This window comes from Streptomyces sp. NPDC005963 (assembly GCF_040638655.1).
GTDB lineage: Bacteria > Actinomycetota > Actinomycetes > Streptomycetales > Streptomycetaceae > Streptomyces.
The window spans coordinates 34198-60192 of sequence record NZ_JBEXVD010000036.1 but is presented as its reverse complement, the minus strand read 5'-3'; the positions used below and the strand labels follow the sequence as shown (position 1 = coordinate 60192).

General features: G+C 68.9%; 24 protein-coding genes and 1 riboswitch. Of the genes, 14 read left to right on the top strand and 10 right to left on the bottom strand.

Annotated elements, in window-relative coordinates; genetic code table 11:
• Positions 1 to 276 precede the first annotated feature (276 nt).
• The gene (locus ABZ348_RS31825; RefSeq protein WP_358938985.1) at positions 277 to 474 is read right to left on the bottom strand and encodes a hypothetical protein; all 198 of its coding nucleotides are present in this window, start codon (positions 472 to 474) and stop codon (positions 277 to 279) included.
• 38 nt (positions 475 to 512) lie between these two features.
• Positions 513 to 1457, bottom strand: a complete 945-nt coding sequence (locus ABZ348_RS31820; RefSeq protein ID WP_358939002.1) for a glucosyl-3-phosphoglycerate synthase — start codon at positions 1455 to 1457, stop codon at positions 513 to 515.
• Between the two features lie 167 nt (positions 1458 to 1624).
• A riboswitch (SAM riboswitch) is annotated at positions 1625 to 1846 on the top strand.
• Positions 1847 to 1863: 17 nt separating this feature from the next.
• Between ABZ348_RS31820 and thrC the strand changes: the two genes are divergently transcribed.
• The 6 genes from thrC to ABZ348_RS31790 all read left to right on the top strand — a co-directional run bounded on the left by thrC (position 1864) and on the right by ABZ348_RS31790 (position 10420).
• A complete protein-coding gene (gene thrC / locus ABZ348_RS31815) occupies positions 1864 to 3147 on the top strand; it encodes a threonine synthase (RefSeq protein WP_358938983.1) in 1284 nt (427 codons plus the stop codon).
• A gap of 35 nt (positions 3148 to 3182) precedes the next feature.
• The gene (locus ABZ348_RS31810; protein ID WP_358938981.1) at positions 3183 to 3458 is read left to right on the top strand and encodes a MoaD/ThiS family protein; all 276 of its coding nucleotides are present in this window, start codon (positions 3183 to 3185) and stop codon (positions 3456 to 3458) included.
• Between the two features lie 436 nt (positions 3459 to 3894).
• Positions 3895 to 4098 (top strand): cold-shock protein, encoded by a 204-nt coding sequence (locus tag ABZ348_RS31805; RefSeq protein WP_005315736.1) that lies wholly within the window; start codon positions 3895 to 3897, stop codon positions 4096 to 4098.
• Positions 4099 to 4873: 775 nt separating this feature from the next.
• Positions 4874 to 6496 carry a chaperonin GroEL gene (gene groL, locus ABZ348_RS31800; protein WP_358938979.1) on the top strand — a complete coding sequence of 541 codons (1623 nt, stop codon included), beginning with the start codon at positions 4874 to 4876 and terminating at the stop codon, positions 6494 to 6496.
• Between the two features lie 387 nt (positions 6497 to 6883).
• Positions 6884 to 8431, top strand: a complete 1548-nt coding sequence (locus ABZ348_RS31795; protein ID WP_358938977.1) for an alpha/beta fold hydrolase — start codon at positions 6884 to 6886, stop codon at positions 8429 to 8431.
• A 462-nt stretch (positions 8432 to 8893) separates the two neighbouring features.
• Positions 8894 to 10420 carry an alpha/beta hydrolase gene (locus ABZ348_RS31790; RefSeq protein WP_358938975.1) on the top strand — a complete coding sequence of 509 codons (1527 nt, stop codon included), beginning with the start codon at positions 8894 to 8896 and terminating at the stop codon, positions 10418 to 10420.
• 20 nt (positions 10421 to 10440) lie between these two features.
• On the opposite strand, the gene ABZ348_RS31785 is transcribed toward ABZ348_RS31790, so the two are convergent.
• Entirely contained in the window at positions 10441 to 11301 is an 861-nt protein-coding gene (locus tag ABZ348_RS31785) for a hypothetical protein (protein ID WP_358938974.1), read from the bottom strand.
• 538 nt (positions 11302 to 11839) lie between these two features.
• On the opposite strand from ABZ348_RS31785, the gene ABZ348_RS31780 reads away from it, so the two are divergent.
• From ABZ348_RS31780 to ABZ348_RS31770, 3 genes are all read left to right on the top strand, one after another.
• Positions 11840 to 12055: a hypothetical protein gene (locus ABZ348_RS31780; RefSeq protein WP_358938972.1), complete on the top strand. Its 216-nt coding sequence runs from the start codon at positions 11840 to 11842 to the stop codon at positions 12053 to 12055.
• A 90-nt stretch (positions 12056 to 12145) separates the two neighbouring features.
• Positions 12146 to 12553: a RidA family protein gene (locus ABZ348_RS31775; protein ID WP_358938970.1), complete on the top strand. Its 408-nt coding sequence runs from the start codon at positions 12146 to 12148 to the stop codon at positions 12551 to 12553.
• 163 nt (positions 12554 to 12716) lie between these two features.
• Positions 12717 to 13757: a Clp protease N-terminal domain-containing protein gene (locus ABZ348_RS31770; RefSeq protein WP_358938968.1), complete on the top strand. Its 1041-nt coding sequence runs from the start codon at positions 12717 to 12719 to the stop codon at positions 13755 to 13757.
• A gap of 189 nt (positions 13758 to 13946) precedes the next feature.
• Here the strand turns inward: ABZ348_RS31770 and murQ are convergent, their stop codons facing one another.
• Positions 13947 to 14924, bottom strand: a complete 978-nt coding sequence (gene murQ / locus ABZ348_RS31765) for an N-acetylmuramic acid 6-phosphate etherase (protein ID WP_358938966.1) — start codon at positions 14922 to 14924, stop codon at positions 13947 to 13949.
• A gap of 38 nt (positions 14925 to 14962) precedes the next feature.
• Complete coding sequence (locus ABZ348_RS31760; RefSeq protein ID WP_358939001.1) at positions 14963 to 15895, bottom strand: MurR/RpiR family transcriptional regulator; 933 nt, start codon at positions 15893 to 15895, stop codon at positions 14963 to 14965.
• Between the two features lie 99 nt (positions 15896 to 15994).
• Here ABZ348_RS31760 and ABZ348_RS31755 point away from each other — a divergent pair, with 99 nt between their 5' ends.
• Entirely contained in the window at positions 15995 to 16351 is a 357-nt protein-coding gene (locus ABZ348_RS31755) for a hypothetical protein (protein ID WP_358938964.1), read from the top strand.
• Positions 16348 to 16614: a DUF4031 domain-containing protein gene (locus ABZ348_RS31750; protein ID WP_358938962.1), complete on the top strand. Its 267-nt coding sequence runs from the start codon at positions 16348 to 16350 to the stop codon at positions 16612 to 16614. The genes ABZ348_RS31755 and ABZ348_RS31750 overlap by 4 nt, the downstream gene beginning before the upstream one ends.
• A gap of 14 nt (positions 16615 to 16628) precedes the next feature.
• Here ABZ348_RS31750 and ABZ348_RS31745 read toward each other — a convergent pair whose 3' ends face one another.
• The 3 genes from ABZ348_RS31745 to ABZ348_RS31735 all read right to left on the bottom strand — a co-directional run bounded on the left by ABZ348_RS31745 (position 16629) and on the right by ABZ348_RS31735 (position 19400).
• Positions 16629 to 17231 carry a Uma2 family endonuclease gene (locus ABZ348_RS31745; protein WP_358938960.1) on the bottom strand — a complete coding sequence of 201 codons (603 nt, stop codon included), beginning with the start codon at positions 17229 to 17231 and terminating at the stop codon, positions 16629 to 16631.
• 125 nt (positions 17232 to 17356) lie between these two features.
• Positions 17357 to 18577 carry a Cmx/CmrA family chloramphenicol efflux MFS transporter gene (locus tag ABZ348_RS31740; protein ID WP_358938999.1) on the bottom strand — a complete coding sequence of 407 codons (1221 nt, stop codon included), beginning with the start codon at positions 18575 to 18577 and terminating at the stop codon, positions 17357 to 17359.
• Positions 18578 to 18704: 127 nt separating this feature from the next.
• On the bottom strand, positions 18705 to 19400 hold the full coding sequence (locus ABZ348_RS31735; RefSeq protein ID WP_358938959.1) for a hypothetical protein: 696 nt from the start codon (positions 19398 to 19400) through the stop codon (positions 18705 to 18707).
• Positions 19401 to 19575: 175 nt separating this feature from the next.
• On the opposite strand from ABZ348_RS31735, the gene ABZ348_RS31730 reads away from it, so the two are divergent.
• Entirely contained in the window at positions 19576 to 19893 is a 318-nt protein-coding gene (locus ABZ348_RS31730) for a DUF6479 family protein (RefSeq protein WP_358938957.1), read from the top strand.
• Between the two features lie 92 nt (positions 19894 to 19985).
• Here the strand turns inward: ABZ348_RS31730 and ABZ348_RS31725 are convergent, their stop codons facing one another.
• A complete protein-coding gene (locus tag ABZ348_RS31725) occupies positions 19986 to 22244 on the bottom strand; it encodes a heavy metal translocating P-type ATPase (RefSeq protein WP_358938955.1) in 2259 nt (752 codons plus the stop codon).
• A 192-nt stretch (positions 22245 to 22436) separates the two neighbouring features.
• Here ABZ348_RS31725 and ABZ348_RS31720 point away from each other — a divergent pair, with 192 nt between their 5' ends.
• Complete coding sequence (locus ABZ348_RS31720; protein WP_358938953.1) at positions 22437 to 23135, top strand: copper homeostasis protein CutC; 699 nt, start codon at positions 22437 to 22439, stop codon at positions 23133 to 23135.
• A 79-nt stretch (positions 23136 to 23214) separates the two neighbouring features.
• Here ABZ348_RS31720 and ABZ348_RS31715 read toward each other — a convergent pair whose 3' ends face one another.
• Positions 23215 to 25230: a UvrD-helicase domain-containing protein gene (locus tag ABZ348_RS31715; protein WP_358938997.1), complete on the bottom strand. Its 2016-nt coding sequence runs from the start codon at positions 25228 to 25230 to the stop codon at positions 23215 to 23217.
• Positions 25231 to 25718: 488 nt separating this feature from the next.
• Between ABZ348_RS31715 and ABZ348_RS31710 the strand changes: the two genes are divergently transcribed.
• On the top strand, positions 25719 to 25916 hold the full coding sequence (locus ABZ348_RS31710) for a hypothetical protein (RefSeq protein ID WP_358938951.1): 198 nt from the start codon (positions 25719 to 25721) through the stop codon (positions 25914 to 25916).
• The last annotated feature ends 79 nt before the right edge of the window (positions 25917 to 25995 follow it).

The window sequence follows — 25995 nt, the reverse complement described above, 5'->3', positions numbered from 1 at the left end:
CGGCATCCAGAGCTGAAACCAACGGATCAGCTTCGGGCCGCCGACGGTGAGGAGTCACGCCCGAAAGCACCCCCACCACCCGCACCCCACCCAGACCCGCACCCGGACCCCCCAAAGCCCAGCACCCCGAACCCGAGCCCTCCCAGCCCGTCCGGCGCTTGAGGACGGAACCCCCAACCCCCCGAGGCAGAACCAACGAACAAGCCCCACCCGGAACAAGCCACCCCCCCCAAGGCGGAACCCAACAGACGGGCCCCACCCGAATGAGCGAAGCCCTCACCCCTTGCGCCGCCCCCGTGCCGCCGCCACCGCCACCACCCCGGCCGCCGTGAGGCTCAACGCCAGCCCGCCCAGGAGCCATAGGCGCTCGGTGGCGGGGTTGCTCGCCGGGGTCGTGGGGGCGGCGGCTCCCACGAGGGCGACGACGATGACGAAAATTCCGGTACCTCTCAGCGCATGACGTCCAAAGTTCATAAATAGGATAGTCATCAAAAAAGAGGTGCGAGTCATTGCTATGCGGCGCGACGCGCCGCATACTCACCGATCTCGCGCATCGGCGGACGTTCCTCCGTGTCCACCGGATGGGTCCGCGGCACGAACCCCTCCTCGCCCCGTTCGAACTGGGTCAGTGCCGGCCGTACCAAGTGCCCACGCGACAGGCGCAGTTGGGCCGTTCGATAGATCGTCGCCGCCATGCGGCCGAGTGCCTGGCCGTCCTGGTGGCGGTGTTTGCGGGAGCCGACGTCCACCTGCGCCAGGCTGTCGAGCCCCACCGTGTGCAGCGCGTCCACCAGGAGTCCCAGTTCCACCCCGTAACCGACGGGGAAGGGCAGCCGCTCCAGCAGGGAGCGCCGTGCCGCGTACTCGCCGCCGAGCGGCTGGACGAACCCGGCCAGCGCCGGCCAGTGCAGATTCAGTAGCGGCCGGGCCACCAGTTCCGTCACCCGGCCGCCCTGACCTGCGAGCTCGCCGAGTGGACGGTCGTACATCGCCTTGACGAAGTGCACCTCGGGTTCGGTCAGCAGCGGGCCCACGATCCCGGACACAAAGTCCGCGGAGAAGTCCCTGAGGTCTGCGTCCACGAAGCAGACGATGTCACCGCGCGTCACCATCAGGGAGCGCCAGAGCACCTCGCCCTTGCCGGCCACCGCCGGGATCCGCGGCAGGATGGTGTCCCGGTGCACCACGCGTGCCCCTGCCGCCGCCGCGACCTCCGCCGTACGGTCCGTGGAGCCCGAGTCGATCACCACCAGTTCGTCGACGAGCGGTAGCGACTCCATCAGCTCACGCCGGATGACGGTCGCGATCTCGCCGACCGTCGCCTCCTCGTTCAGGGCGGGAAGGACCACGCTGACGGTGGTTCCCGATGCGCGTTTGGCCGCCATCAGCCGGGCCAGCGGGCGGTCGGCTGCCGACCAGGAACGCCTGGTCAGCCAGCGCTCCACCTCTTCCAGCACGTTCGCCACTCCTGCACTTTGTGATCCATCTCGCGGTTCGGACGACTATCTCAACAGTCCGGGCGTTCGGTTACAGTCTTGAGCAACGCTGAAGCCCGGCGCACGTCGGGGTGACGCGTTCACCGGTGTGGAGCGACCACCGCCCCACATGATCAACAATCGAATACCGCTCATCCAGAGGGGCAGAGGGACACGGCCCGTTGAAGCCCCGGCAACCCTCCAGCCGGTCTCCGTCGCATTGAGAATCGCCGCCAGCCACCGATGGTTCCGTACGTTCAGTACGGCAGCCGTCCGTCGTGTGAGGCAGTCGATTCAGCGCCGCGAGGCTCCCGGCTCGGGAAGGTGCCAAATCCGTCTCATGGCGAAATGCGTCATGAGGAAGATGAGGAGAAAGGGCCTCGCCTCCATGGCTGTGCAGACTGTCGCAGACACCACCACGCTCGACCTCGGACCCGCCGCAGCGCTTTCCTGTCGCGAGTGCGGAGAGCGTTTCGAACTCGGCCCGATCTTCGCCTGTGCCTCGTGCTTCGGCCCGCTGGAAGTCGCCTATGAGCTTCCGGTCGGCGACCCGGAGGGGCTGCGCAAGCGGATCGAAGCGGGCCCGGACAGCATCTGGCGGTACGCCCCCCTGCTGCCCGTCCCCGCCGACGTGGCGGACAAGCCCAATCTCAACCCCGGCTTCACCAAGCTGGTGAAGGCCGACAACCTCGCCCGCGAACTCGGTGTGACCGGCTCGCTCCACATCAAGGACGACTCCGGCAACCCGACCCACTCCTTCAAGGACCGGGTCGTCGCCATCGCCGTGGAGGCCGCCCGCGCCTTCGGCTTCACCACGCTGTCGTGCTCCTCCACCGGCAACCTGGCGGGTGCGGTCGGCGCCGCAGCGGCCCGTGCCGGTCTGCGCTCCTGCGTCTTCATCCCGCACGACCTGGAGCAGGGCAAGGTCGTCATGGCCGCGGTGTACGGCGGTGAGCTGGTCGGCATCGAGGGCAACTACGACGACGTCAACCGCTTCTGCTCCGAGCTGATCGGCGACCCGCTCGGCGAGGGCTGGGGCTTCGTCAACGTCAACCTCCGCCCGTACTACGGCGAGGGTTCCAAGACCCTCGCGTACGAGATCTGCGAACAGCTCGGCTGGCGCCTCCCCGACCAGATTGTGATTCCGATCGCGTCCGGCTCCCAGCTGACCAAGATCGACAAGGGGTTCCAGGAGCTGATCAAGCTCGGGCTCGTCGAGGACCGCCCGTACAAGATCTTCGGTGCACAGGCCGAGGGCTGCTCCCCGGTGTCCGCCGCCTTCAAGGCGGGGCACGATGTGGTGCGCCCGGTGAAGCCCGACACCATCGCCAAGTCCCTGGCGATCGGCAACCCCGCCGACGGACCGTACGTCCTGGACATCGCCCGTCGTACGGGCGGTGCCGTGGAGGACGTCAACGACGAGCAGATCGTGGACGCGATCAAGCTGCTGGCCCGTACCGAGGGCATCTTCGCGGAGACCGCGGGCGGCGTGACCGTCGGAGTGACGCGCAAGCTCATCGACAGCGGTGTGCTCGACCCCTCGCTCACCACGGTCGTCCTCAACACCGGTGACGGTCTCAAGACCCTGGACGCCGTCGCTCCGACCACCGGCCCCTCGGCGACCATCCGCCCGAGCCTGGACGCCTTCCGCGCCGCCGGCCTGGCCAACTGAGCCAACTGACCAACGGATCACTGGGAGACCCGAAGATGAGCGTCAACGTCCGCATCCCGACCATTCTGCGCACCTACACGGGCGGCAAGTCCGAGGTCCCGGCCGAGGGTGCGACCCTCTCCGAGGTGATCGCCGACCTGGAGAAGAACCACACGGGCATCGCAGCCCGCGTCCTGGACGACCAGGGCAAGCTGCGCCGGTTCGTCAACGTCTACGTGAACGACGACGACGTCCGCTTCGAGCAGGGCCTGGAGACGGCGACCCCGGACGGTGCGGGCATCTCCATCATCCCCGCCGTGGCCGGTGGCTAATTACGCAACGTCATTTCAATTGCCCCCTCCGTGAGAGAAACGGAGGGGGCAATTCTGCATGGTTGAGCGCGATACAGTTGGGGAAGGCCCCTCCGCTGCTTCCGTCAGCCGAGTAACAGAATGCGCCCCGGGTCCGATAAGAAACAGCCAATGTGCGTCGAAGCTTTGTCGCATAAGTCTTTTTTGTCGGGCCCGACTTGCCCCGGAATTTCTTGAATTCATATCAATTTCCCGTTAGCTGAGCCTGCGAATTGTCGTCCGATTGACCTGTTGCAGAGGGCAGTTGGGCAGATACATTCAGCCGCGGTCGACGCGTTCCGGCGCACGCCTATGAAGTCTCCTCGCCACTCCGGCGGGGAAAACAGAAACAGGTGAGGTCTGACCCGGGTCCGCGAAGTGCGGTCCTGCGCAAGGGCCAGTAATAGGGGAGTTAGGCATGGCTCAGGGCACCGTCAAGTGGTTCAACGCGGAGAAGGGCTACGGCTTCATCGCGGTCGACGGTGGTGCGGATGTTTTCGTCCACTACAGCGCGATTCAGATGGACGGCTACCGCACCCTGGAGGAGGGTCAGCGAGTCGAGTTCGAGATCTCGCAGGGGCAGAAGGGTCCGCAGGCGGACATGGTCAAGCTCGCGGTCTGACTCCGCGGCATCTGCGACGCGATCGGCCACCGACGCGCTCATCTATATGTACATGGGGTCCACATCCCGCCGGGGGGTGTGGACCCCATGTGCGTGCCCGCGCCCGAGGCCCGCGCCCGAGGCCCGCGCCCGAGGCCGCGCCCGAGGGTTTCGCGGCATCCGCACGACACCCCGGTGGTCTTTGCATCTGCACGGCATCCCCGCACGGCATCTCCCGGCGGCAGCATCGAGCCCCCGGCGGCAGCTGCCGGCGCCCGCGCCCGAGACGCTCGCTGACGTACTGCCCGCGCCCCTGTCGAGGACCCCTGCCGCGTTCCCTCCCACCCGTTCCTCGGGTCGGGCACACCGGCATCCGCGGCGCATCGATGGGGCCGGTGATGGCCGTCGGACGAGGTGTCCCGGCGGCGAGGGGAACGGCCGTGCGCCATCACCCGGCCATCGCCGAACTCCCGTCGCACAAGGTTTCCGCGCCCCCTGTGCTCCGCTGCGACACCCCGTACCACCAGGGCGCATACGGCGACGGGCACCCCGCGTGCGGCTGATTTCGTGGGGGTCGCGCGGGGGGTGGTTCTCTCGAAGGCGCTTGCACTCGAAGGGGGCGAGTGCTAATCATTGGCGTTAGCACTCTCCGGGTGAGAGTGACAAAAAGAAGGACCGGGTCGGTGAGGCCCGCAAGCCGGACGGTACAGAAAACCATCCGGCTGGCAGGCCGTCCGTCGCGGGCGCCAGCGCGGTCCCCCAGAGCTTCCCACCCAGTCCGTGGAGGACACTTCACATGGCAAAGATCATCGCGTTCGACGAGGAGGCACGGCGCGGCCTTGAGCGCGGGATGAACCAGCTCGCCGACGCCGTCAAGGTCACCCTCGGTCCCAAGGGCCGCAACGTCGTCCTTGAGAAGAAGTGGGGCGCGCCCACGATCACCAACGATGGTGTTTCCATCGCCAAGGAGATCGAGCTGGAGGACCCGTACGAGAAGATCGGCGCCGAGCTGGTCAAGGAAGTCGCCAAGAAGACGGATGACGTCGCTGGCGACGGAACGACCACCGCCACCGTTCTCGCTCAGGCGCTCGTGCGCGAGGGGCTGCGCAACGTCGCGGCCGGTGCCAACCCCATGGCCCTCAAGCGCGGTATCGAGAAGGCCGTCGAGGCCGTCTCCGGTGCCCTCCTTGAGCAGGCCAAGGACGTGGAGACCAAGGAGCAGATCGCTTCGACCGCCTCCATCTCCGCCGCTGACACCCAGATCGGCGAGCTCATCGCCGAGGCCATGGACAAGGTCGGCAAGGAAGGCGTCATCACCGTCGAGGAGTCCCAGACCTTCGGTCTGGAGCTGGAGCTCACCGAAGGCATGCGCTTCGACAAGGGCTACATCTCGGCGTACTTCGCCACCGACATGGAGCGTATGGAGGCGTCCCTGGACGACCCGTACATCCTGATCGTCAACTCCAAGATCGCCAGCGTGAAGGACCTGCTGCCGCTCCTGGAGAAGGTCATGCAGTCCGGCAAGCCGCTGCTGATCATCGCTGAGGACGTCGAGGGCGAGGCCCTCTCCACCCTCCTGGTCAACAAGATCAAGGGTGTCTTCAAGTCCGTGGCCGTCAAGGCTCCGGGCTTCGGCGACCGCCGCAAGGCCATGCTGAACGACATCGCCATCCTCACCGGCGGCACGGTCATCTCGGAAGAGGTCGGCCTCAAGCTGGAGAACACCGGTCTCGACCTGCTGGGCAACGCCCGCAAGGTCGTCATCACCAAGGACGAGACCACCATCGTCGACGGTGCCGGTGAGAGCGACCAGGTCGCCGGTCGGGTCAACCAGATCCGCGCCGAGATCGAGAGCTCCGACTCCGACTACGACCGCGAGAAGCTCCAGGAGCGCCTGGCGAAGCTGGCCGGCGGCGTGGCCGTCATCAAGGCCGGTGCCGCGACCGAGGTCGAGCTCAAGGAGCGCAAGCACCGCATCGAGGACGCCGTTCGCAACGCGAAGGCGGCCGTCGAGGAGGGCATCGTCGCCGGTGGCGGCGTGGCCCTGCTCCAGGCCACCTCGGTCTTCGAGAAGCTGGACCTCGTGGGCGACGAGGCGACCGGCGCCAACGCCGTGCGCCTGGCCCTGGAGGCCCCGCTGAAGCAGATCGCCGTCAACGCCGGCCTTGAGGGTGGCGTCGTCGTCGAGAAGGTGCGCAACCTCACCCCGGGTCACGGCCTCAACGCCGCGACCGGTGAGTACGTGGACATGATCGCCGAGGGCATCCTCGACCCGGCGAAGGTGACCCGCTCGGCGCTTCAGAACGCCGCGTCGATCGCCGCGCTGTTCCTCACCACCGAGGCTGTCATCGCTGACAAGCCCGAGAAGGCGTCCGCCGGTGCTCCCGGTGGCATGCCCGGCGGTGACATGGACTTCTGATCCTCCCAAGGATCGGTAGCCCTGCACATACGAAGGGCGGTACCCCAACTCCCAGGGGGTGCCGCCCTTCGGCGTGCCCGCGGCGGTCGCCGGCAGATGGAGTTCCCCAGCCCCCGGCCATCGATTCCAAGGGTGATTCCTCCGTAGATGGTCCGGTACGCCGTTCCAAGACGGGGCCGAGTGTGTTCCGGCCGGGACCCGCTTCGCCCCTCCCCGCCCAACTCCTGCTCCGGAACGACCCGTTCCCGTTCTACAGCCATAGGAGGAGAACAGGAATCGGTTGTCCGACCAGAGATGGATTCAAGCCCATCTGAGCGATGGATTCCCCGGTCGATCCCACACGGCAGTGTCGTCATGTCACCTGCATATGCCGGAAGGAATCCCCACGTGCAAAGACGACGACTGGTGCCCCTGCTCGCCGTGAGCGTCATGGCGACACTCGCCCCCGGTCTCGCCGCATCACCCGCAGCCGCCCAGCCGCTGGCCCAGTACACCCAGCAGAAGCCCACCTGGAAGCGCTGCGTCCCCGATCTTCCGGCCACACTCCAGTGCGCCAAGATCAAGGTGCCCCTCGACTACAAGAAGCCGACCGGCAAGAAGACCGAGGTGGCGATATCCCGGATGAAGACCAGCACCGCGGCCAAGCGCCGCGGCGTGCTGTTCTTCAACCCGGGTGGCCCCGGCGGCTCCGGCCTCTACATGCCGTACGACATGATGGGGATGCTGCCCAAGTCGGTCCGCGACCGGTACGACCTGATCGGCTTCGACCCGCGGGGCGTGAACCACAGTTCGCCCGTCAGCTGCGGCCTCACCAACAAGGACTTCGAATGGCCGCGCCCCTACAAGGCGGCCACGTTCAGCAAGGACGTCTCCTGGGCACGCGGGATCGCGGACAAGTGCCGCAAGAAGGCGGGTGACAAGCTCCCGCACTTCACCACCCGCAACACCGCCCGGGACATGGACGTCATCCGATCCGTCCTCGGTGAGAAGAAGATCTCCTACCTGGGCTACTCGTACGGCACCTATCTGGGCGCCGTCTACAGCCAGATGTTCCCCAGCCGGGCGGACCGGTTCGTCCTCGACAGCGCGGTGGACCCGAAGCTGGCCTGGCGCGGGATGATCCAGGTGTGGGCACAGGGCGCGGAGCCCGCGTTCAAGCGGTGGACCGAGTGGGTGGCCAAGCGCCACACGACCTACCGCCTCGGCGACACCCCGGCCAAGGTCAGCAAGACCTACTGGGACCTGGTGGCACGGGCCGACAAGAAGCCCATCAAGCTCGACGGCGAACTCCTCAGCGGCGACGACATCCGTGCCAACCGCCATGTGTTCTTCTTCGTGGAGATGGCGAGCATGGAGGTCTCCGACCTGAAGAAGGCGGCGGCCGGCAAGACCACGTCGGGCAAGCGCACCGCCCCGACCACCGAAGTGCCGCGCTCGTTCGCGACGTTGGACAACCTCGACTCGGCGTTCTGGACGGTCGTCTGCAACGACAACTCCGCCGCCTGGCCCCGGGACACCGAGCAGTACCGCAAGGACGCGGTACGCGACAAGGCCCGCTATCCGCTGTACGGCGACTTTGCCTCCAACATCAAGCCGTGCGCCTTCTGGGACAAGTCCGTCGAGCCGGTCACGGTGGTCGACAACAAGGTGCCCTCGCTGATCCTGCAGAACGAGTGGGACCCGCAGACCCCGCTCTCGTCCGGTGTGGGACTGCACCGGGCGCTGAAGGGCTCCAAGCTGCTCACGGTCAAGGGCGGCCAGGGCCACGGTGTCTACGGCGGCATGAACTACTGCGCCGACAGCATCACCAACACCTATCTCAACACCGGCAAGCTGCCCGCGAAGAACGTCAGTTGTAACGCGTCCGCAACACCGCGCTCCTCCGGTCCGCGCACCAGCCCGATCCCGTCACCCCAGTTGCCCAACCGCTTCTGAGTCCGGGTGTAGGCGGGGAAGGGGGTTCGCCGAGCGTCGGTACGTGACCGTACCCCGCGCGGCCGGGCGCCCTTCCCCGTATCGGTTTCCCGCGCTGGAGTCCCGTACCGGCGGTCACGGAGGATCGGCGGTCACCGAGGATCGGAGAGGGCGGAGTGCAGGAGATCACACCACCCACGAGGGTGGCAAAGGTCACAGCGCGGTCTCGCCGTCCGGGCTGATCGGCTGTCCGCACCCCTGACGGTCCGTCCGAACAGCAGCCGCTTTCCGGTAAAAGGCGTGGTCTGTCGGTGGAGTCGGATGCGTGCAGGGGGAATCCGGTACCACTGTGGGACGAGTCGGGCAGCCTTCAGGGCCCTGGTGCATGCCGCTGGCACACACAAGTGGGGCTTTCCGTCGGACGGTCCGGCACGGCAAAGTCATGTCAGCCCATTCGCCGGGCCGGGACCGGGAGGACTTTTCATGCGTGCACAGCGGTTGGTGCCACTGATCGCGGTCACTGTGCTCGCGACGATCGCCCCTGCGCTCTACTCCGTTGAACCGGCCAGTGCGGCAAGCGCGTTGGACCGTTTCATCCGACAGGCACCGGTGTGGCGCCCCTGTGCCGACACGACTCCCGACTTCCAGTGCACAAAGATCGACGTGCCGCTCGACTACCAAGAGCCCGGCGGCCGGGCGATCAAGCTCGCGATATCGCGGCTCGCCGCGGGCGACCCGGTCAGGCGCCGTGGCGTGCTGCTGCTCAATCCCGGTGGGCCCGGTGCCGGGGGGTTGGGCATGCCGCTCCAGATGACGGCCGCCATGCCCAAGTCGGTGACGGACCGGTACGACCTGATCGGATTCGACCCGCGGGGCGTGGGACAGAGCTCTCCCTTGAGTTGTCGCACCACCGGGGCCGAACGTCAGTGGCTCAGGCCCTTCCGGGGCAAGACCTTCACCGAGCAGGTGGCATGGGCGCGCACCATCGCCAGCAAGTGCCGCATGGAGTCCAGCGATCGGGTGCGCTACACCACCACCCGTAACACCGCCCGGGACATGGACGTCATCCGGGCCGTGCTGGGCGAGCGGAAGATCTCCTACTTCGGCTACTCGTACGGCACCTATCTGGGCGCCGTCTACGGGCAGTTGTTCCCCCGCCGGACCGATCGGTTCGTGCTGGACAGTGCCATCGATCCGGAACTGGTCTGGCGGGGAACCTTCCAGAAGTGGGCTTCGGAGGCCGAGCCCGCCTTCCAGCGGTGGGCGGAGTGGACTGCCGAGCGCCACACCACCTATCAGCTCGGCGAAACCCGTGACGAGGTGATCCAGACCTTCTGGGGGCTGGTGGTCCGGGCCGACCGCAGCCCCATCGTGTGGGGCAAGCACTCCTTGACCGGGGTGGAGATCCGCGATCTGTTCCGCGGCACCTTCTTCTCGCCCCGGATTGGTGCGGGATACATCGCGGACCTCAAGCGGGTCGCTGCCGGCGAACCAGTCCCGGAACTGCCCGAGTTGAAGCCCGTCTCGGACAATGCGGTGGCGGCCCTGTACGCCCTGATGTGTGGCGACAGCCGTAGCTGGCCGCGCGACCCCGACACCTATCGACGGGACGCGTACCACGACGCGGGCCGCTATCCGTTGTACGGGGATCACCCCTCCAACGTCTCTCCCTGTGCGTTTTGGACGAAGGCGATCGAGCCCGCAACCGAGGTCGACCACGGTCGCAGTGCGCTGATCCTCCACAACGAGTGGGACTCACAGACCCCCTTGTCGACGGGGATCGCCATGCACAAGGCGCTGAAGGGCTCGCGCCTGGTGACCGTGGACGAGGGCGAAGGGCATGGCGTGTACGACCTCAGCGGCAATGTCTGCGCGGAGACCGCGGCCAATGCCTATCTGATCACCGGCCGGCTGCCGGCGAGCAATCTGAGCTGCCCCGCCCCGCCGGCCCTGGAGCGCACCGGGTCGCTGCCTGGGCCCAGCAACCCCCTCACACCAGGGTTCTCCTGACGGTCGGCCCCGAGGCCGTGTCAGCGCGCGCTCCTGGCGGACTGTCGGGCCAGTTGGGCGTGGGCGTGCACCCGTGACGGCGGTAGGGCGGCGGGGCCTCTGGGCGGGGCGTGCTCGCCCCGACAGGAGGCGCAGGCGCCGCCCGGCAGTGCCTCCGGGCGCCCGGGCGTCCCGCAGGTGTCGCACTCCAGCACCCGCAGGGCGGGCGGAGTCGCGGGCACAGGCGCAGGCGCTTCGAGGGGGAGCTTGTTCGTCAGCCGGTTGCGGGTGAAGGCCGCCGGGCTGTGGATCGGGTCCGGGAGACCGGTGGTCAGTGCCCGCAGCACCTCGGCGTCCGTCGCGCCACGGATGAACCACCGGGCCACCAGTGGCTCCAGGGCGACGCATTCCGCCGCTGACAGGGAGAGCGAGGGAGCCGTGCGCCCGAGCGCGGCCAACAGGATCAGCGCCCGGGAGCGGGTGGGCCGGGGCGGGTCGTCCTCCCGTAGCTCACCACCGGCGAAGGCCGTCCACCAGGTGTCGTCCCGTGCGGTGCGCGAGAACCAGGTGCGGGTCACCCAGCGGGCGCTGTTCGAGCCCTTGAGGTGTTCGCGACCACGCCGTAAGTGGCCCGTGCGGGCCAGGTGGTTGAGTGCGGTCCGCAGTGCGCACTGTCCGTACGGAAGCACTTTGGCCAGGGTCTTCACGGAGATGTCCGAGCCGTCCGCGAGACGGTCGATGTAGGCGGCGACGGCGGCCTCGCGCCGCGGGAGGTGCGCGAACGTCTGCTTGGTCGGGGCCAGTTGGTTCGGAGCCGAGCGTTTTCCGTAGCCCGGATTGGCCATCGGGTGCGTGTGGGCGTGCACTTGGGACGGGACAGCACTAAGCTGGGTATCAGCCATCTGGATCACTCTTCTGATCTTGGTTGGTCAGACCCCCGCAGGTGTTGCTAGCGCCTGGCGGGGGTTGTTTTGTTCTGAGGGCACGGGGGTTGTGCCTTGTGGGCACGCTAGAGCCTGATGACGCTCCGTGGCAAACCGGTAGCCCGTGGTCAACTGCACGGGTGGGTGGGTGGGTTGGGACCCGCCTCCCGTTCCTTGAAAAGAGGGCTTGCGGCTCGGGGCTCAAATCCCGGCGGCTCCGGAATCCGAAGACTGGCTGCCCTTGGCGGAAGGGCACCAAACGCGATCTCCGCGACTCGAAGCTCAAGCTCCGAACGTCGGTTCACCTTTCGGAGGCGCGTCGAAGGCTGGGTGCGTCGAAGGCTGGGCGCGCCAAAGGCTGGGTGCGTCGAAGACTGCCGGAAGCAGCTCGGCCCGGCGTTGAACTCCCCGCCCGAAAAGTAGGACTATTGGGGCGAGATTGTCCTTGTTCAGGCGGGGCAGTTCTTGGACACGCTGTGTACGTAAGTCGCATGCACGGCGTGGAGGTGAAGGACGTATGACAACGCAATCGGCGGAACGCCTACGGGCTGCCGAAGAGGTCGTCGAACAATTGAGGACCGAACTGAAGGAAATGGGAGTCACCTTGCCGTCGCTTCGTGTCGACCCCATTTCGCTCGCCAGTGACGATCCCTATCCCCTGGTCGATCTGGGTCGGTGCAATCTGGATACGGCGATGAGACTCGCCGTCGTACTTCACCAGGTCAGGGGCTGATCGAAGGCCGATACTCACAGGTGGACGCGGGGGCGAGCCGGGCGGGAAATCCCGGTGCGCCCCCTCCGCTTTTCGATGAGACTCGGACCCATGACTGAACGCATCACCCGGATCAACCCCGACAACCTCCACCCGACCCCCGGCTATCACCACATCACCGTCGTCGAAGCGGCCCGCACCGCATATCTGGCCGGTCAATGCCCCCTGGATCCGTCCGGCGAACTGGTGGGGGAGGCCGACCTCAACGCTCAGATCGACCAGGTCGCGGCCAATGCCCTGGCCGCCCTCGCCGCCGTGGACGCCACCCCGCAGGACGTGGTGCGCTCGGTCATCTATGTGGCGAGCGACGATGCGGAGGTGCTGGCGGCGGCCTGGTTCCGGCTCAACGAGTCCGTGATCGCCCCGGCCTTCACCACGGCGAGCACCCTTCTCGGCGTGGCCCAACTCGGCTACCCGGGACAGCTGATCGAGGTGGACCTCACCGCTGCACTCGGCTGAGCCGGGGCGGGCCCTGTCGGAAGGCCCTGCCGCTACACGGCAGGGCCCGTTCGCGCAACCCCCTTCGGCCGCTCCTTCGGCGAGTCCACCGCGACCAAGGAGAACGTCGAGGCTCCACCTCACAGTCGATGTCCTATGCATCCGGCTCGGGCAGGGTGGGCCCATGAGCAGCCACCAGGACCCGAGCCCGACACCGACCGTCGTCCCACCCGACTGGATCACCGTCGGTGTGCTCGGCGCCGCCCGGGGTGCCCGCGACGACGACGGGCCCATCGGTACGGAACAACTCCTGGCCGCCCTCGCCGACGAGGGCTCGGGAGCCAAGACCGCCCTGGCCGACGTACGGGTCACCAAGACCGTCGTGCTCAGCCTGCTGCGCGACCGCGCTGGTCGGGCCGACGCCTGGACGAGCACCGACGACATCGACCGGAGCGTGGACATCGAGGTCGCACTGGGCGAGCACGGAGGCAGCGGGGTCCAGCTCACCGGGGCCGCCCGACGGGCCGTCGACACCGCGATGGCCCTCGCCGCAGGCCAGCGCGCGAAGAAGTTGACCACCGTCATGCTGCTGAGGGCCCTGCTCCAGGACGAACAGAGCCGGGCAGCGGAGGCGCTCAGGATCTGCGGAACCACCCCCGCGGCCGTGATCGCCCTCCTCGACGGCGCGGAGCCCGACCCCGACGACGGCCTCGACCTGTTGCTGTGGCAGACCCGCGACGGGCTGCTGGGATACCGCGCCTACCGGAGCCTTGGATTCTTCAAGCGGTGGCTGGTCGCATCCGCGGGCGTCAACTGGGCCTCCACTCCGATCACCTGGGTCAAGATGGAGACCGAGGAGCACGTGAAGTGGCTCGGTCGCGACGAAGGACGCACCGAACACCTGCTGCTCGCCGTCCTCGCCACCCATGAAGTGGCTCTGCACTATCCACATCTGGCGGCCGAAGGGCTGGGCGGCGCTGACCTCCTGGACACCCGGTACGCGGGCGGGCGACGGCTCCACGAGGCGGGTGTCGACTACGTCTCGGTGCGTGCGGCGATCGATCGCGATGAGCTGGACCTCGGGGGCGACGACCCGCAGTCTGTCGCGAAGTACCTCGACGCGGCGTCGTCCGACAGTGGAACCGGCCCCTTGGTGGACGCCCTCTTGCGGGACGGCACGCGTGCCCGCCGGCTCGTCGAAGCACTGGGAGCCGCCGGTGGTTGAGACGGGGCACGGCACGCCAGCCCGTGTCGGCTGAGCGGACCGTCGATCCGTCCGAGGCGCCCGCTCAGCGCCCGGACCTCAACGAGGTGCACAAGGAGATCAACCGCAACACTGCGGTTCTGGTGCGGGCCATCACCCGCTCGACGACGGCACGGCTTCGGCCGGGTGTGTTCCCGCGTGTTCGCTGCCTCAGCCGGTGGCGGCAAGGGCGGCGCGGAGATGGCCGTCGGACTGGCTGAGCAACTGTGCTGCCGTAGAGGCGTCCACCTTTGCCAGGATCGTCAGGATCGCGCTCTTGACCTCGCCGTCGGTGGCGAGGAGCGCGGCTTCGACCTCTTCGTCCGAGGCGTCGGTGGCGAGGGCGACGATCCGCCGGGAGCGGGCGTGCAGCTTCTCGTTGGAGGCGCGCAGATCGACCATGAGGTTTCCGTAGGTCTTGCCCAGCCGGATCATGGTGATCGTCGAGATCATGTTGAGGACGAGCTTCTGGGCCGTACCGGACTTCAACCGGGTTGAGCCGGTGAGCAGTTCGGGCCCGACGACGACTTCGATGCCATGGTCGGCGGCGGCGGACAGGGCGCTGCCCGCGTTGCAGGACAGTCCGACCGTGAGCGCGCCCCGGGAGCGGGCGTACTCCACGGCACCCACGGCGTAGGGGGTGCGGCCGGAGGCGGAGACGCCGACCACCGTGTCGTCCGGTGTCAGCGCCAATCCGTCGAGATCGGTCTCGGCCAATTGGGCATCGTCTTCCGCGCCTTCGACGGCTTCGGCGATCGCCACCGTGCCGCCGGCGATGAGCCCCACGACCTGGGTGGGTCCGGTGTTGAAGGTCGGGGGGCACTCGCTGGCGTCGAGGACGCCCATCCGCCCGGCCGTACCGGCACCCGCGTAGACCAGCCGTCCGCCGTGGGCCATCCGTTCGGCGATGGCGTCGATGGCGGCGGCGATGCGGGGCAGTTGGGCCGCGACCGCGGCGGGCACGGTCTGGTCCTCCCCGTTCATGATCCGCGCGATGTCCAGGGTGGGCAGTCGGTCGATATCGGCCAACTCGGGGCGGAACGCCTCGGTGGTGAGGGAGTCGAGTTGGGCGCGCAGCTCGCGGTGGGTCGTGGAGGCCGGTGCGGGGGTCGTGGTTCGTGTCGACGTTCGTGCCGACGTGGAGGTCATGGAACCCTGCTCTCTCTCGGGTGGTCCGCCGCTGCTGTTCATCTCGGGTTGCGGTGGTTGTGGCGGTGGGCGAGGGCTTCGTAAGAGGCGGCGAGTGCGGGCGCAGCGGTGTCGTAGGTCCGCTGGGCCACCCCTATGAACAGGCAGTCCACGACGAGCAGTTGTCCGGTGCGGGAGGACATGGCGGCGGGCCGCAACTCGCTCTCCCGCGCGGTGGACGTGGTCAGCACCTGGTCGGCGTACTGGGTGACCGGTCCGTCCGGGCGGCCGGTGACCGCGATCGTGGTGGCGCCGCGGTCGAAGGCCACCCGCAGTGGCTCGATCACATCGCTGGTGCTTCCCGAGTGGGTGATGGCGAGCGCGACATCGCCGGAGCGCAGTTGTACGGCGTTGGTGATGGCCAGGTGTGGATCGGCGTGGGCGTGGGCGACCAGGCCGATGCGCAGGAGCTTCTGGGCGAGGTCCATGCCGACGAGGCAGGACGCGCCGACGCCGTAGATGTCGATGCGGCGGGCCGTGGCCAGGGCGGCGACGGATGCCGAGAGCTGGGAGACGTCGAGTCCGGCAGCCGTGTCGGCGAGGGTCTGTTGTTCGTCGTAGGCCAGTTTGGCGACTACCTCGCTGATCGGGTCGTCGACAGCGATGTCAGCCGTGACGCTGGGGGATCGACCCGACTGCTGGTGGGCGGCGAGGCCGGCCAGTGCGAGGCGTAGATCGCGGTACCCGGGGTACCCCAGGATGCGCGCGGTGCGTACGACGGTGGCCTCGCTGGTCCCGGTCAGTTCGGCGAGTCCGGTGACGGTCAGGGCCGCGCAGCCGGCGGGGTCTTCGGCGACGGCTTCTGCGACCCGTTGCATGGAGCGGGTCATCGAGGGCGCGAGGGTGCGGACCTTCGCGGCCAGGGCGGCCGGGGCGGGGGGCGTGTGCCCCCTTGACCCGGTAGGGGGAAGCGTGCTGAAAATATCCTTCACGGAATCACTCACATTATGAAAGATATTTTCAAAAATACCCTCACGTCAAGACCCTGTACGGGGCCGTGGTCGGTACTCCAAAGGGGTGACAATGGCTGCATGGACGACGCCGACCCTCTTGAGCAGGCCCTTCATCTGGCCCGGGCCCTCGTGCTCGCGGATCTCGCCGCACGTGACGTGGCCGACGCGGCGGTCGTATCACTCGTGGAAGACTCCGTGACCCATCGACGCTGGTGGGTCGAGCAGTGGCCACAGGGCATTGAGTACATCACGGGCCTGGTCGCCCAAGACGTACAGGACGCCCTTTTGGAACGACACGGCCGCTGGCCGCTGTGCCCCGTGTGCGATCAGGGCGATCCCCACGCGCTCGAAGTGGAACCGGAACTGGGATCCGATCCCCAGTGGGTGTGTCATAAGGCGGGCGTGGTGGTGGCGCAGGTCGGCGGGCTGGCGTGACCGTGTACATCGACCCTCCGACCTGGCCGGGCCACGGCCGGCTCTGGTCCCATCTCATCAGCGATCTGTCCTACGAGGAACTCCACGCCTTCGCCGCCTCGATCGGTTGCCCGCCGAGGGCGTTCGAGCGCGATCACTACGACGTGCCGTCCCACCGGTACGCGGACGCGGTGGGGGCCGGTGCGGTGGAGGTGTCGAGCCGTGAGATCGTACGGCTGCTGGTGGGGGCTGGCCTACGCCGCCCCAAGGGCAGGGCCTGGTAGCCGTCTGCGGCGGGTCAGTGGGGAAAGGCCGCGGTGTCGAGCTTGAGGTCGAACGGCACCGGCAGCCGGACCTGCTGCCCGAAGGGCACCCGCTCGGCGTGTTGGTAGGCGCCGTGGTGCGGCTTGGTGAAGAGGGTCGAGGTCGGGCCGTGTTCATCGAACCGGTCGATCAGCAGATAGACGGGCACGGGTGCGTGTGCGTAGGCCCAGAGCTTCTTGGTGCGGTCGTCCTTGGCGTTGCCCTGCGAGGTGATCTCCACGATGAGGAGGGCTTCGGCCGCATCGACGGGATCGGTTCGATCCGGCGGTGCCGAGGCGATCAGCTCACCGGGGGCCACCACGAGGTCCGGGATGTACAGCTTGCCGAGCGGGGCGATGTGGACGCCGAGCGTCTGGTAGATCTCCAGGTCTTCGGGGAGCGTCGGGTACAGAGCACGCTGCACCTTGGCCGCGATGTGGTTGTGGTGTGCATGATGCGGGGGTACCACGTGGATCTTTCCTCCGTCGATCTCCGCACGCCACCCGTCGCGCACGTCCAGCTCACGCCAGGCCTGGAGGAGGTCGTCCCAGGGCTGTCCCTGGGGCGGCCGGGCGTTCCCGGCTGTTGCGGAGGTCATTCCGACTCCCTTCTCCGTGGCCCTCTATGGGTTCCGTCACCCGACTGAGCGGGCGTAGATCGATGGGTTTCCCGGCCGTGGCCGTTTCGTTCAGCGTCCCACGGCCGGGTGAACCGTGCACCGGGTCAGACGTGTTCGGGGCTGGGTGTCGCCGCCGGCGCCGGGGAGCCGGACGTCGGTGCGGAGGCGGCCACCAGACGGGAAGTCCCCTGGAGGCGCAGGGAGACGGCCACCAGGGCCAGTGCCACGATCGTCATTCCCGCGCCCGCCCAGGCCGTGGCCGCGGCGCTGAACCCGCCGTCGATCACCTTGCCGCCGAGCCAGGGGCCGCCCGAGTTGCCCAGGTTGAAGGCAGCGGTCGTCGTCGCGCCCGCCAGGGTGGGGGCGGCGCCCGCCACGTTGAACATCCGGGCGTTGAGCGCCGGCGCGGTGTAGAACGCGGAGAGGCCGAGCAGGAACGCCAACGCGATCGTGACCGCGGGCGTCGACGCGAAGACGGCGAGCACCGCCAGGAAGACCGTCGAGGCCGCTATGCCGGTGAGCAGCACCCCGAAGAGGTGCGCGTCGGCGACCCGGCCGCCCACCGTCGTACCCACCAGGGCGCCGAGACCGAACAGGCCCAGCACGATCGGTACGGAGCTCTCGTCCATGCCCGTGACATCGGTGAGCAGGGGCGCGAAGTAGGTGAACACCGCGAACACCCCGCCCGCGGCGAGTGCGGTGACCGCGATGGACAGCCAGACCTGGCGATCGCGGTAGATCAGCAGTTCCCGCTTCAACCGGGGCTTCTCGGCCGGGAGCGGGATGTGCGGGATCAGGGTGATCACACCGACGAGCGCGATGGCCGAGGCCAGTCCCACCGCCCAGAACGCGGACCGCCAGCCCAGGTGGTCGCCGAGGAAGGCCCCGGCCGGGACGCCGAGGACGTTGGCTATGGAGAGCCCGCCGATCATCACGGCCATGGCTCGGGCCCGGGAGGTGACCGGAACCATGGCGATGGCGACCGCAGCGCCGACCGCCCAGAAGCCGGCGCAGGCCAGGGCGCTGATCACCCGGGAGGCGAAGAGGATCTCGTACGTCGGTGCCAGCGCACCGGCCACTTGCCCGAGGCCGAAGACGGAGATCAGGGTGATGAGGGTGGTCTTGCGGGGGAGCCGGAGGGTGGCGACCGCCAGCAGGGGCGCCCCGATCACCATGCCGATGGCGAAGGCTGAGGTCAGCAGGCCGGCCTGGGGGATGGAGACGTCCATGTCGTCGGCGATGGGAGGGAGCAGCCCGGAGAGCATGAACTCGCTGGTGCCGAGGGCGAAGACGGAGAGGCCGAGGATGTAGACGGCGAGGGGCATGCGGGAGCGCTGGGTGGAGTCGGGCATAGCAGTGGCAACGGGACACCTGTGGGTCTGCATTCCCGCCAGGGCGAATTTCGGCCGTGATGATCCGTGATGACTGTGGTGGAGCGGTGGATCCAGGGGCCTACGGGGGTGGGGCAGCGGGGTCCAGTCGGTCGATCTCGGCCGTCAGGTTGGCATGTGCTCGGGCTTCCCACTCCCGTGCTCCGTGCGGGGTGTGGAACAGGGCGGGCAGTGCGAGGAGTTGGCGCAGTACCGCCGCGCGGCCGGTGCGGAAGGCGTCGTCCGGGACGAACCCGTACTCCTCGCGCACGGCTGCCGCGTAGGCCGCGTACTCCGTCGGGGGCGCGGCGAGGATCGCCAGGTCGGCATCGCATAGGACGGCGCCGTTGTCGTCGGACGGCTCGGGTGCATGGGTGACGGTGAGCCGGACGAGGCGGGCGACCTCGGCGGTGGCGGAGTCGGAGAGGCCCGCCTCGCGCAGGGCGCGTTCCGCGAGCCGGGCCGAGCGCTCCTCGTTCTCCGAGCGGTCGGGGAGGTAGATCGCGTCGTGGAACCAGGCCGCGAGCCGTACGAGGTCGGCGTCCGCTGCGTGGGCGGCGAGCAGGTCGATGTGATCGAGGACCGCGGTGAGGTGAGCCGTGGAGTGGTAGCGGCGCTGTGGCTCGGCCCAGCGGGTGAGGAGGGCGTCGGCGTACGGCAGGGGATCGGGGCCGCGGGCGTCGGCGCGTGCCGCCAGCAGGGCGCGGGAGAAGCGCTCGCCCAACTCGCGGTCATGGCGGTCGCGTGCTTCCCCGGGGTCGCGGTCGGCAGGGCTCATGGGTCTGACTCTAGAGCGGGCCGATGTGGGGCGTCCCCGTTGGGCGGGGGCCGTCTGCGTCTTGTTCGTGCAGGTCAGGACGGCTACCGATAACTCGATCAGACTAAAAGGTGCAAATAGGGCGATACTGGAATTCAAGAGAGGTGCGTGCCACCCCGTACGGAAGGCAGACACCATGATCGCACTCATGCTCATCATCGGAGTTTTCCTGGTGGCCCTGCTGACCGCGGCCATGTGGTGGGACTCGCGCCGCCGGGAGGAGTACGAGCCGCCGCGCCCCGATGAGCAGCCGCACAAGCCGGACCACCGGGAGCACATCGAAGAGGTCCGCGAGGAAGACGTCGACGACTTCCCGCACGGTGGGGAACGTCTGCTGCCGTACAACATGAAGGCGCACAGCTCCCACAGCACCGGCAAGGGGCGGGAATCGAGGCCCCAGCACGGCAAGAACGTCGGTGGCGGGGCATTCGGAAGCGGGAGCCTGGGCGGTTGACGCCCTGACTCCCGCTGGTCCGGTGTTCCTCGTCGGTCACGCGGCCCGGTCGATGCCGTTCCGCTGCCCGCCGGGGTTCAGCCCCTCCTTGCTCACGCGGCGGACTTGAAGCGGCGCAGCCGCAGGCTGTTGCCGACCACGAACACCGAGGAGAAGGCCATTGCCGCGCCCGCGATCATCGGGCTGAGCAGTCCCAGCGCGGCGAGCGGCAGGGCGGCCACGTTGTAGGCGAAGGCCCAGAACAGGTTGGAGCGGATCGTGCCCAGGGTGCGGCGGGCGAGCCGGATGGCGTCGGCCGCGGCCCGCAGGTCGCCCCGGACCAGGGTGAGGTCGCTGGCCTCGATCGCCGCGTCCGTTCCGGTGCCCATCGCCAGTCCCAGATCGGCCTGGGCGAGCGCTGCGGCGTCGTTCACGCCGTCGCCGACCATGGCCACGCTCCGGCCCTCGGCCTGGAGGCGCTTGACGACGTCGACCTTGTCCTCCGGCATGACCTCGGCGATCACCTCGTCGATGCCCACCTCCGCGGCCACCGCTTCGGCCACCGCCCGGTTGTCACCGGTCAGCAGGATCGGGCTCAGTCCCAGGGCGCGCAGTCGGGTGATCGCCTCGGCGCTGGTGTCCTTCACCGCGTCGGCGACCTCCAGGACCGCACGTGCCTCACCGTCCCACGCCACCGCGATCGCGGTACGGCCCGCGGCCTCGGCCGCCGCCTTGGCCCGCTCCAACTCGGTCGGCAGGTGGATCTCCCACTCGGCGAGCAGCTTCTGCCGGCCGACCAGAACGGCGTGACCCTCCACGATCCCCTGGACACCGAGTCCGGGGATGTTGGCGAAGTCCTCGGGGGTCGGCAGTGCGCCGGTCTTCTCGACGGCCCCGGCGGCGACCGCCTGGGCGATGGGGTGCTCGGACGCGTTCTCCAGGGCGCCGGCGATCCGCAGGACCTCGGTCTCGTCGGTGGACCCGGCGGAGTGGACGGCGAGCAGGGTCATCTTGCCGGTGGTGACGGTTCCGGTCTTGTCCAGGACGACGGTGTCGACCTTGCGGGTGGTCTCCAGGACCTCGGGCCCCTTGATCAGGATGCCGAGCTGGGCTCCCCGGCCGGTGCCGACCATGAGGGCGGTCGGAGTGGCCAGGCCCAGTGCGCAGGGGCAGGCGATGATCAGTACGGCCACAGCGGCGGTGAAGGCAGCGGCCCAACCCTCTCCGGTCGCCAGCCACACCCCGAGGGTGCCGAGGGCGAGCAGGATCACGATCGGGACGAAGACCGCGGAGATCCGGTCGGCCAGTCGCTGGGCGGACGCCTTGCCGTTCTGGGCGTCCTCGACGAGCTGTGCCATCCGGGCGAGCTGGGTGTCGGCGCCGACGCGGGTCGCCTGGACGACCAGCCGGCCGCCGGCGTTCAAGGTGGCACCGGTGACACCGTCGCCGGGGGAGACCTCGACGGGCACGGACTCACCGGTCAGCATGGACGCGTCCACGGCGGACGAGCCCTCGACGACCACGCCGTCCGTGGCGATCTTCTCTCCGGGGCGCACCAGGAAGTGGTCGCCGACCGCGAGCTCCGCGGTCGGTACGCGGACCTCCTTGCCGTCCCGCAGGACCGTGACCTCCTTGGCGCCCAGGTGCATCAGCGCACGCAGGGCAGCGCCCGCCTTCCGCTTGGAGCGCGCCTCGAAGAACCGGCCGGCCAGGATGAACGCTGTGACGCCCGCCGCGGCCTCCAGATAGATGTTCGACGCGCCGTCGCTGCGGGAGATGGTGAGCTCGAAGGGGTGGGTCATGCCGGGCATTCCGGCGTGGCCCCAGAACAGGGCGTACAGCGACCAGATGAACGCGGCCGAGGTGCCGACCGAGACGAGGGTGTCCATGGTGGCCGAGCCGTGCCGCAGGTTCTTCCAGGCGGCGCGGTGGAAGGGCCAGCCCGCGTAGGTGACGACCGGGGCGGCCAGGGTGAGTGAGAGCCACTGCCAGTACTGGAACTGGAGGGCGGGGATCATCGCCATGGCGATGACCGGGACCGAGAGGGTGACTGCGGTGATCATGCGCTGGCGCAGCGTGATCAGTTCGCGGTCTTCGCCCTCGTCCTCCTGGTCGCCGTCGGCCGGCGTACCGTGTACGGGGGCCGGCTTGGGCTCGGTGGCGCTGTAGCCGGTCGCTTCGACCGTGCCGATCAGGTCCTTGACGGAGATCTCGCCCGCAAAGCTGACCTTGGCCTTTTCGGTGGCGTAGTTGACGGTGGCCTCGACGCCTTCCATGCGGTTGAGCTTCTTCTCGATGCGGGCCGCGCAGGAGGCACACGTCATCCCGCCGATGGCGAGTTCTACCTCTTGGTGGGTGGCTGTGTGTGCCATGAGTCCTCCCTGTCCCGCGCTTCATACCCCTAGGGGGTATCTCTTCTGGGTTCATGTATACCCCCTGCCCGTATCTCATGCAAGTAAAGATCCCTGGGGGTGCTGCTGCGGCTGTGCAGGCTGAGCACTAGTCTTGTTTATTGGACTAGACCTATTGGAGCGATAGCCGTCTCCCAGGAGGAATGGGGTCACATGAGCAACCGTGCAGTCCTAGAGGTGATCGCTCTGGACGCAGAGGACGCGGTCGCGGCCCAGACCGGAGGCGCGGACCGGCTTGAGCTGGTCACCGACATGGCGGCGGACGGGCTGACCCCGTCCCGCGAGACCTTCGCCCGCATCCGGGCCGCCGTGGACATCCCGCTGCGCGTCATGCTGCGACTGACCGACGGATTCACCGCAGGCTCCCCCCAGGACGTCGAGAACCTGGTGCAGGCCGCCGCAGGACTGCGGGCCGAAGGCGCCGACGAGTTCGTCCTCGGCTACCTGGACGCCGCAGGCAATCCCGACCTGGTCACCGTCGAACGGCTGCTGGTGGAGATCTCCGGCTGCGCCTGGACCTTCCACCGGGCCATCGACCGCGCCACCGACCGGGACGCCCTGCGCAAACAACTGGCGGACGTCCCCGGTCTCGACACCTTCTTGACCGCGGGTTCGCCCACCGGCGTCGACGCCGGGCTGCCGACGCTCCTCGCGGAGTTGGCCCGCGCGGGCGAACCCGGGTACGAGGCTCAGATCCTGGTCGGCGGCGGACTGCGCCTGGACCATGTGCCGGTGCTGCTCTCGGCCGGGATCGAAGGCTTCCACATCGGGGGCGCGGCCCGCCCCGACGGCTGGGACGGGCCGGTGTCGGCCGCAGCGGTACGCGAATGGCGGTCCGTGCTCGACGCCTGAGTGGGCCGCGAGCCGGGCCGCCCTGAACGGGCCTGTCAGGGCCACCACCCGTCGCGGTGGTGGCCCTGTGGCGTACCGGCTACCGCAACTGGGCCGGCAGCTCGCCCTCGTACAGCACCGTCAGCCCCGAGACCGCACGCGTCAGCGTCACGTACAGCCGTCGCAGGCCCGTGCGCTCGTCGGGCTCTGCGGCCACGATCGTCGCCGGATCGTCCAACACCACGTAGTCGTACTCCAGGCCCTTCGCCAAGGACGCAGGCACCAGGGTCAACCGGGAGTCCGCCGTGGTCTCCGTGCCCGGTGCGAGGAAGACGAGCCCGGCTGCGGACAGGGCGGCGCCCAGGGCCTCCACCCGACCGTCCGCGGCGATCAGACCGATCGACCCCTCATGGGCCAGCGCCTCGACACAGGCCGCGACCACGGCCGCGTCGAGCGCACCACTAGCACTACTTGACCTCGGTGCCACTGAAGGCCCAGCTGGCCCGGCCGACTCCGCCGACTCAGCGACGCGGCGTACAACGAGCGACCCGGGGGACTCCCGCACCGAGCGCACCTCCGCCAGACCGGGCGACATGTGCGGCAACAGCCGGGAGGCGTACGCGATGACCTCCCGGGGCACACGGAAGCCCGCGGTGAGCTCCTCCACCACGGCATCCGACTTGCCGAGGTGCGCCAGGGCCTCGCGCCAGCTCCCGGTTGCCCAGGGCGTGGTGCCCTGCGCCAGATCACCGAGGACCGTGGCCGATCCGGTCGTACAGCGCCGACCCACCGCCCGGTACTGCATGGGGGACAGGTCCTGCGCCTCGTCCAGCACCACATGGCCCAGCGACGGCGTCCGGTGCACCAGATCGGTTGCCTCGTCGATCAGCACGGCGTCCGCCGCCGACCACTTCGCGCTCCGCACGCTCCGGGCCGGCTTCGCCAGGAGGATCGTGCGCTGTTCCTCCGCGGTGAGGACCCCGTCGGCGTGCTCCGCGAGGAAGTCGGCGTCCGACAGCAGCCGCAGCACCAGCTTGGCCGGGTCCACCGGCGGCCAGATGGCCTTGACCGCGGCTTTGACCGCGGGATTGCGGGCGACCGCGTCCTGCACCCGGTCATCGGGCGCCTCCCCGGCCGCCTCCATCCGGACCAGCACGGCGTGTGCGATGCGCTGCGGCAGGGCATCGCGGGCCGCGCCGTACCGGATGTCCCGGTCCAGCAGTTCGCGGACGATCTCCTCCAGTTCGTACGCGGGGATGCGCCAGCGCCGTGAACCCCGCACCACCATCACCGGCTCGGTGGGAAGGTTGACGTGGGAGCGCAGGGCCGCCCGCAGCACCCGGGCCAGCCGGGCGTCCCCCTTGACGACGGCCGCCGCCGCCCCGTCGACCCCGCGCACCTCGACATGGGCCACCAGATCGTTCACGGTCGCCTGCTTGACGTCCAGTTCGCCGAGCGCGGGCAGCACCTGTTCGATGTAGTGGAGGAAGGAGCGGTTCGGCCCGATGACCAGGGTGCCGGTACGGGCCAGGCGCTCCCGGTGGGCGTAGAGGAGGTAGGCGACCCGGTGCAGGCCCACGGCCGTCTTCCCGGTGCCCGGCCCGCCCTGGACGCAGACGGTCCCGCCGAGCGACGACCGGACGATCTCGTCCTGCTCGGGTTGGATCGTGGCGACGATGTCCCGCATGGGACCCACGCGGGGGCGTTCGATCTCCGCCTGGAGCAGCTTGCTCGCGTACGGGTCCTCCACGGCGGGATCGGTCAGGTCCTCGTCCTCGTACGCGGTGAGTTCGCCACCGGTGTAACCGAACCTGCGGCGCATTCGGATGTCGAGCGGGTCCTTGCGCGAGGCCCGGTAGAACGCCTGTGACACCGGGGCGCGCCAGTCCACCACCATGGGATCGCCCTCGCCGTCGTGCACGTGGCGGCGGCCGATGTAGAAGCGCTGGCCCTCCTGGGTGGTGTGGCGGAAGTCGAGCCTGCCGAAGAACAGGGGCGTGTGGGAGAGGTCGGCCAACTCCGCGATGCGTCCCTCGATCTGGGCCTGGAGGACGGCCGCGTTGACCCAGTTCGCGGTGACGTCCTTGATGTCCAGCGCCTGCACCTCCTCACGCATGGTGCGCAGGGCGGTGCGCGAGGCACGCAAGTGGGCGCGCTCCCGTTCCAGCGGATCGGCGTCGGGGCCGAGGTCGGGGACGGCGGGGTCGGGGGACAGGGGGGCGTGCGCGGGCACGGGTCGCCTCCGGAGCTACAGCAGTCGGGCATGGCTGAGCCGTCCGGTTTCCGTCCGGACGGCGGCGCTCCACGAGGGGAGGCGGGGAAGGCGCGGAGTCTAACCGGCGGGCGCCTCGCGGGCGAACGGTTTTCCCCCGGCCGGTGACGTGCCGCAAGCTGGCCGTTGCGCTGTGTCGCAGCCGGCGTCCGGGCCCCGCGGGTGGAGGGGTCCACCCGCGGATCGGTTGCCTGCCGCAGGGATGACCCTTCGGTCCTCCCCAAGTGCCGTGCCCGTAGGGGAACCCCTATGTCTGGAGTCGTAGGCGGGTGGGGAAGCGGTTCAGCCCTTGGTTCGATGTTCTCGAACGGTCCGACGGCCACCATGGAGGTATGAGTACAGCGACCTTCACCCCCAGCGCCCAGGTCCCTCGCCCCCGCGCCCACCACGGTGCGTCGGCGAGCGGCGTCCCCCACTCACCCCACCGCACGGGCAACGCACTGCGAGCCGTCAAGGTCTTCCTCGGCACCGTCTTCAGCGTTGCCGTCCTCGGCGAGTACGCGGAGGAAGCGGGTGTCCGGCGCCGCTGAGCAGCCGCCGGCACCCTCCGTACCGCGTCCCCTCCGAGCGAGGGCACCGAACCGCTCCTGACCCGCCGCCCACGGGCGG

Coding starts and splice junctions, on each gene's coding strand:
- ABZ348_RS31715 (WP_358938997.1), bottom strand. CDS start 25,230: ATGCGTGAGGAGGTGCAGGCGCTGGACATCAAGGACGTCACCGCGAAC.
- ABZ348_RS31740 (WP_358938999.1), bottom strand. CDS start 18,577: ATGCCCCTCGCCGTCTACATCCTCGGCCTCTCCGTCTTCGCCCTCGGC.
- ABZ348_RS31730 (WP_358938957.1), top strand. CDS start 19,576: ATGATCGCACTCATGCTCATCATCGGAGTTTTCCTGGTGGCCCTGCTG.
- ABZ348_RS31790 (WP_358938975.1), top strand. CDS start 8,894: ATGCGTGCACAGCGGTTGGTGCCACTGATCGCGGTCACTGTGCTCGCG.
- murQ (WP_358938966.1), bottom strand. CDS start 14,924: ATGACCTCCACGTCGGCACGAACGTCGACACGAACCACGACCCCCGCA.
- groL (WP_358938979.1), top strand. CDS start 4,874: ATGGCAAAGATCATCGCGTTCGACGAGGAGGCACGGCGCGGCCTTGAG.
- ABZ348_RS31735 (WP_358938959.1), bottom strand. CDS start 19,400: ATGAGCCCTGCCGACCGCGACCCCGGGGAAGCACGCGACCGCCATGAC.
- ABZ348_RS31825 (WP_358938985.1), bottom strand. CDS start 474: ATGAACTTTGGACGTCATGCGCTGAGAGGTACCGGAATTTTCGTCATC.
- ABZ348_RS31725 (WP_358938955.1), bottom strand. CDS start 22,244: ATGGCACACACAGCCACCCACCAAGAGGTAGAACTCGCCATCGGCGGG.
- ABZ348_RS31785 (WP_358938974.1), bottom strand. CDS start 11,301: ATGGCTGATACCCAGCTTAGTGCTGTCCCGTCCCAAGTGCACGCCCAC.
- ABZ348_RS31755 (WP_358938964.1), top strand. CDS start 15,995: ATGGACGACGCCGACCCTCTTGAGCAGGCCCTTCATCTGGCCCGGGCC.
- ABZ348_RS31780 (WP_358938972.1), top strand. CDS start 11,840: ATGACAACGCAATCGGCGGAACGCCTACGGGCTGCCGAAGAGGTCGTC.
- ABZ348_RS31745 (WP_358938960.1), bottom strand. CDS start 17,231: ATGACCTCCGCAACAGCCGGGAACGCCCGGCCGCCCCAGGGACAGCCC.
- ABZ348_RS31775 (WP_358938970.1), top strand. CDS start 12,146: ATGACTGAACGCATCACCCGGATCAACCCCGACAACCTCCACCCGACC.
- ABZ348_RS31805 (WP_005315736.1), top strand. CDS start 3,895: ATGGCTCAGGGCACCGTCAAGTGGTTCAACGCGGAGAAGGGCTACGGC.
- ABZ348_RS31710 (WP_358938951.1), top strand. CDS start 25,719: ATGAGTACAGCGACCTTCACCCCCAGCGCCCAGGTCCCTCGCCCCCGC.
- ABZ348_RS31720 (WP_358938953.1), top strand. CDS start 22,437: ATGAGCAACCGTGCAGTCCTAGAGGTGATCGCTCTGGACGCAGAGGAC.
- ABZ348_RS31770 (WP_358938968.1), top strand. CDS start 12,717: ATGAGCAGCCACCAGGACCCGAGCCCGACACCGACCGTCGTCCCACCC.
- thrC (WP_358938983.1), top strand. CDS start 1,864: ATGGCTGTGCAGACTGTCGCAGACACCACCACGCTCGACCTCGGACCC.
- ABZ348_RS31810 (WP_358938981.1), top strand. CDS start 3,183: ATGAGCGTCAACGTCCGCATCCCGACCATTCTGCGCACCTACACGGGC.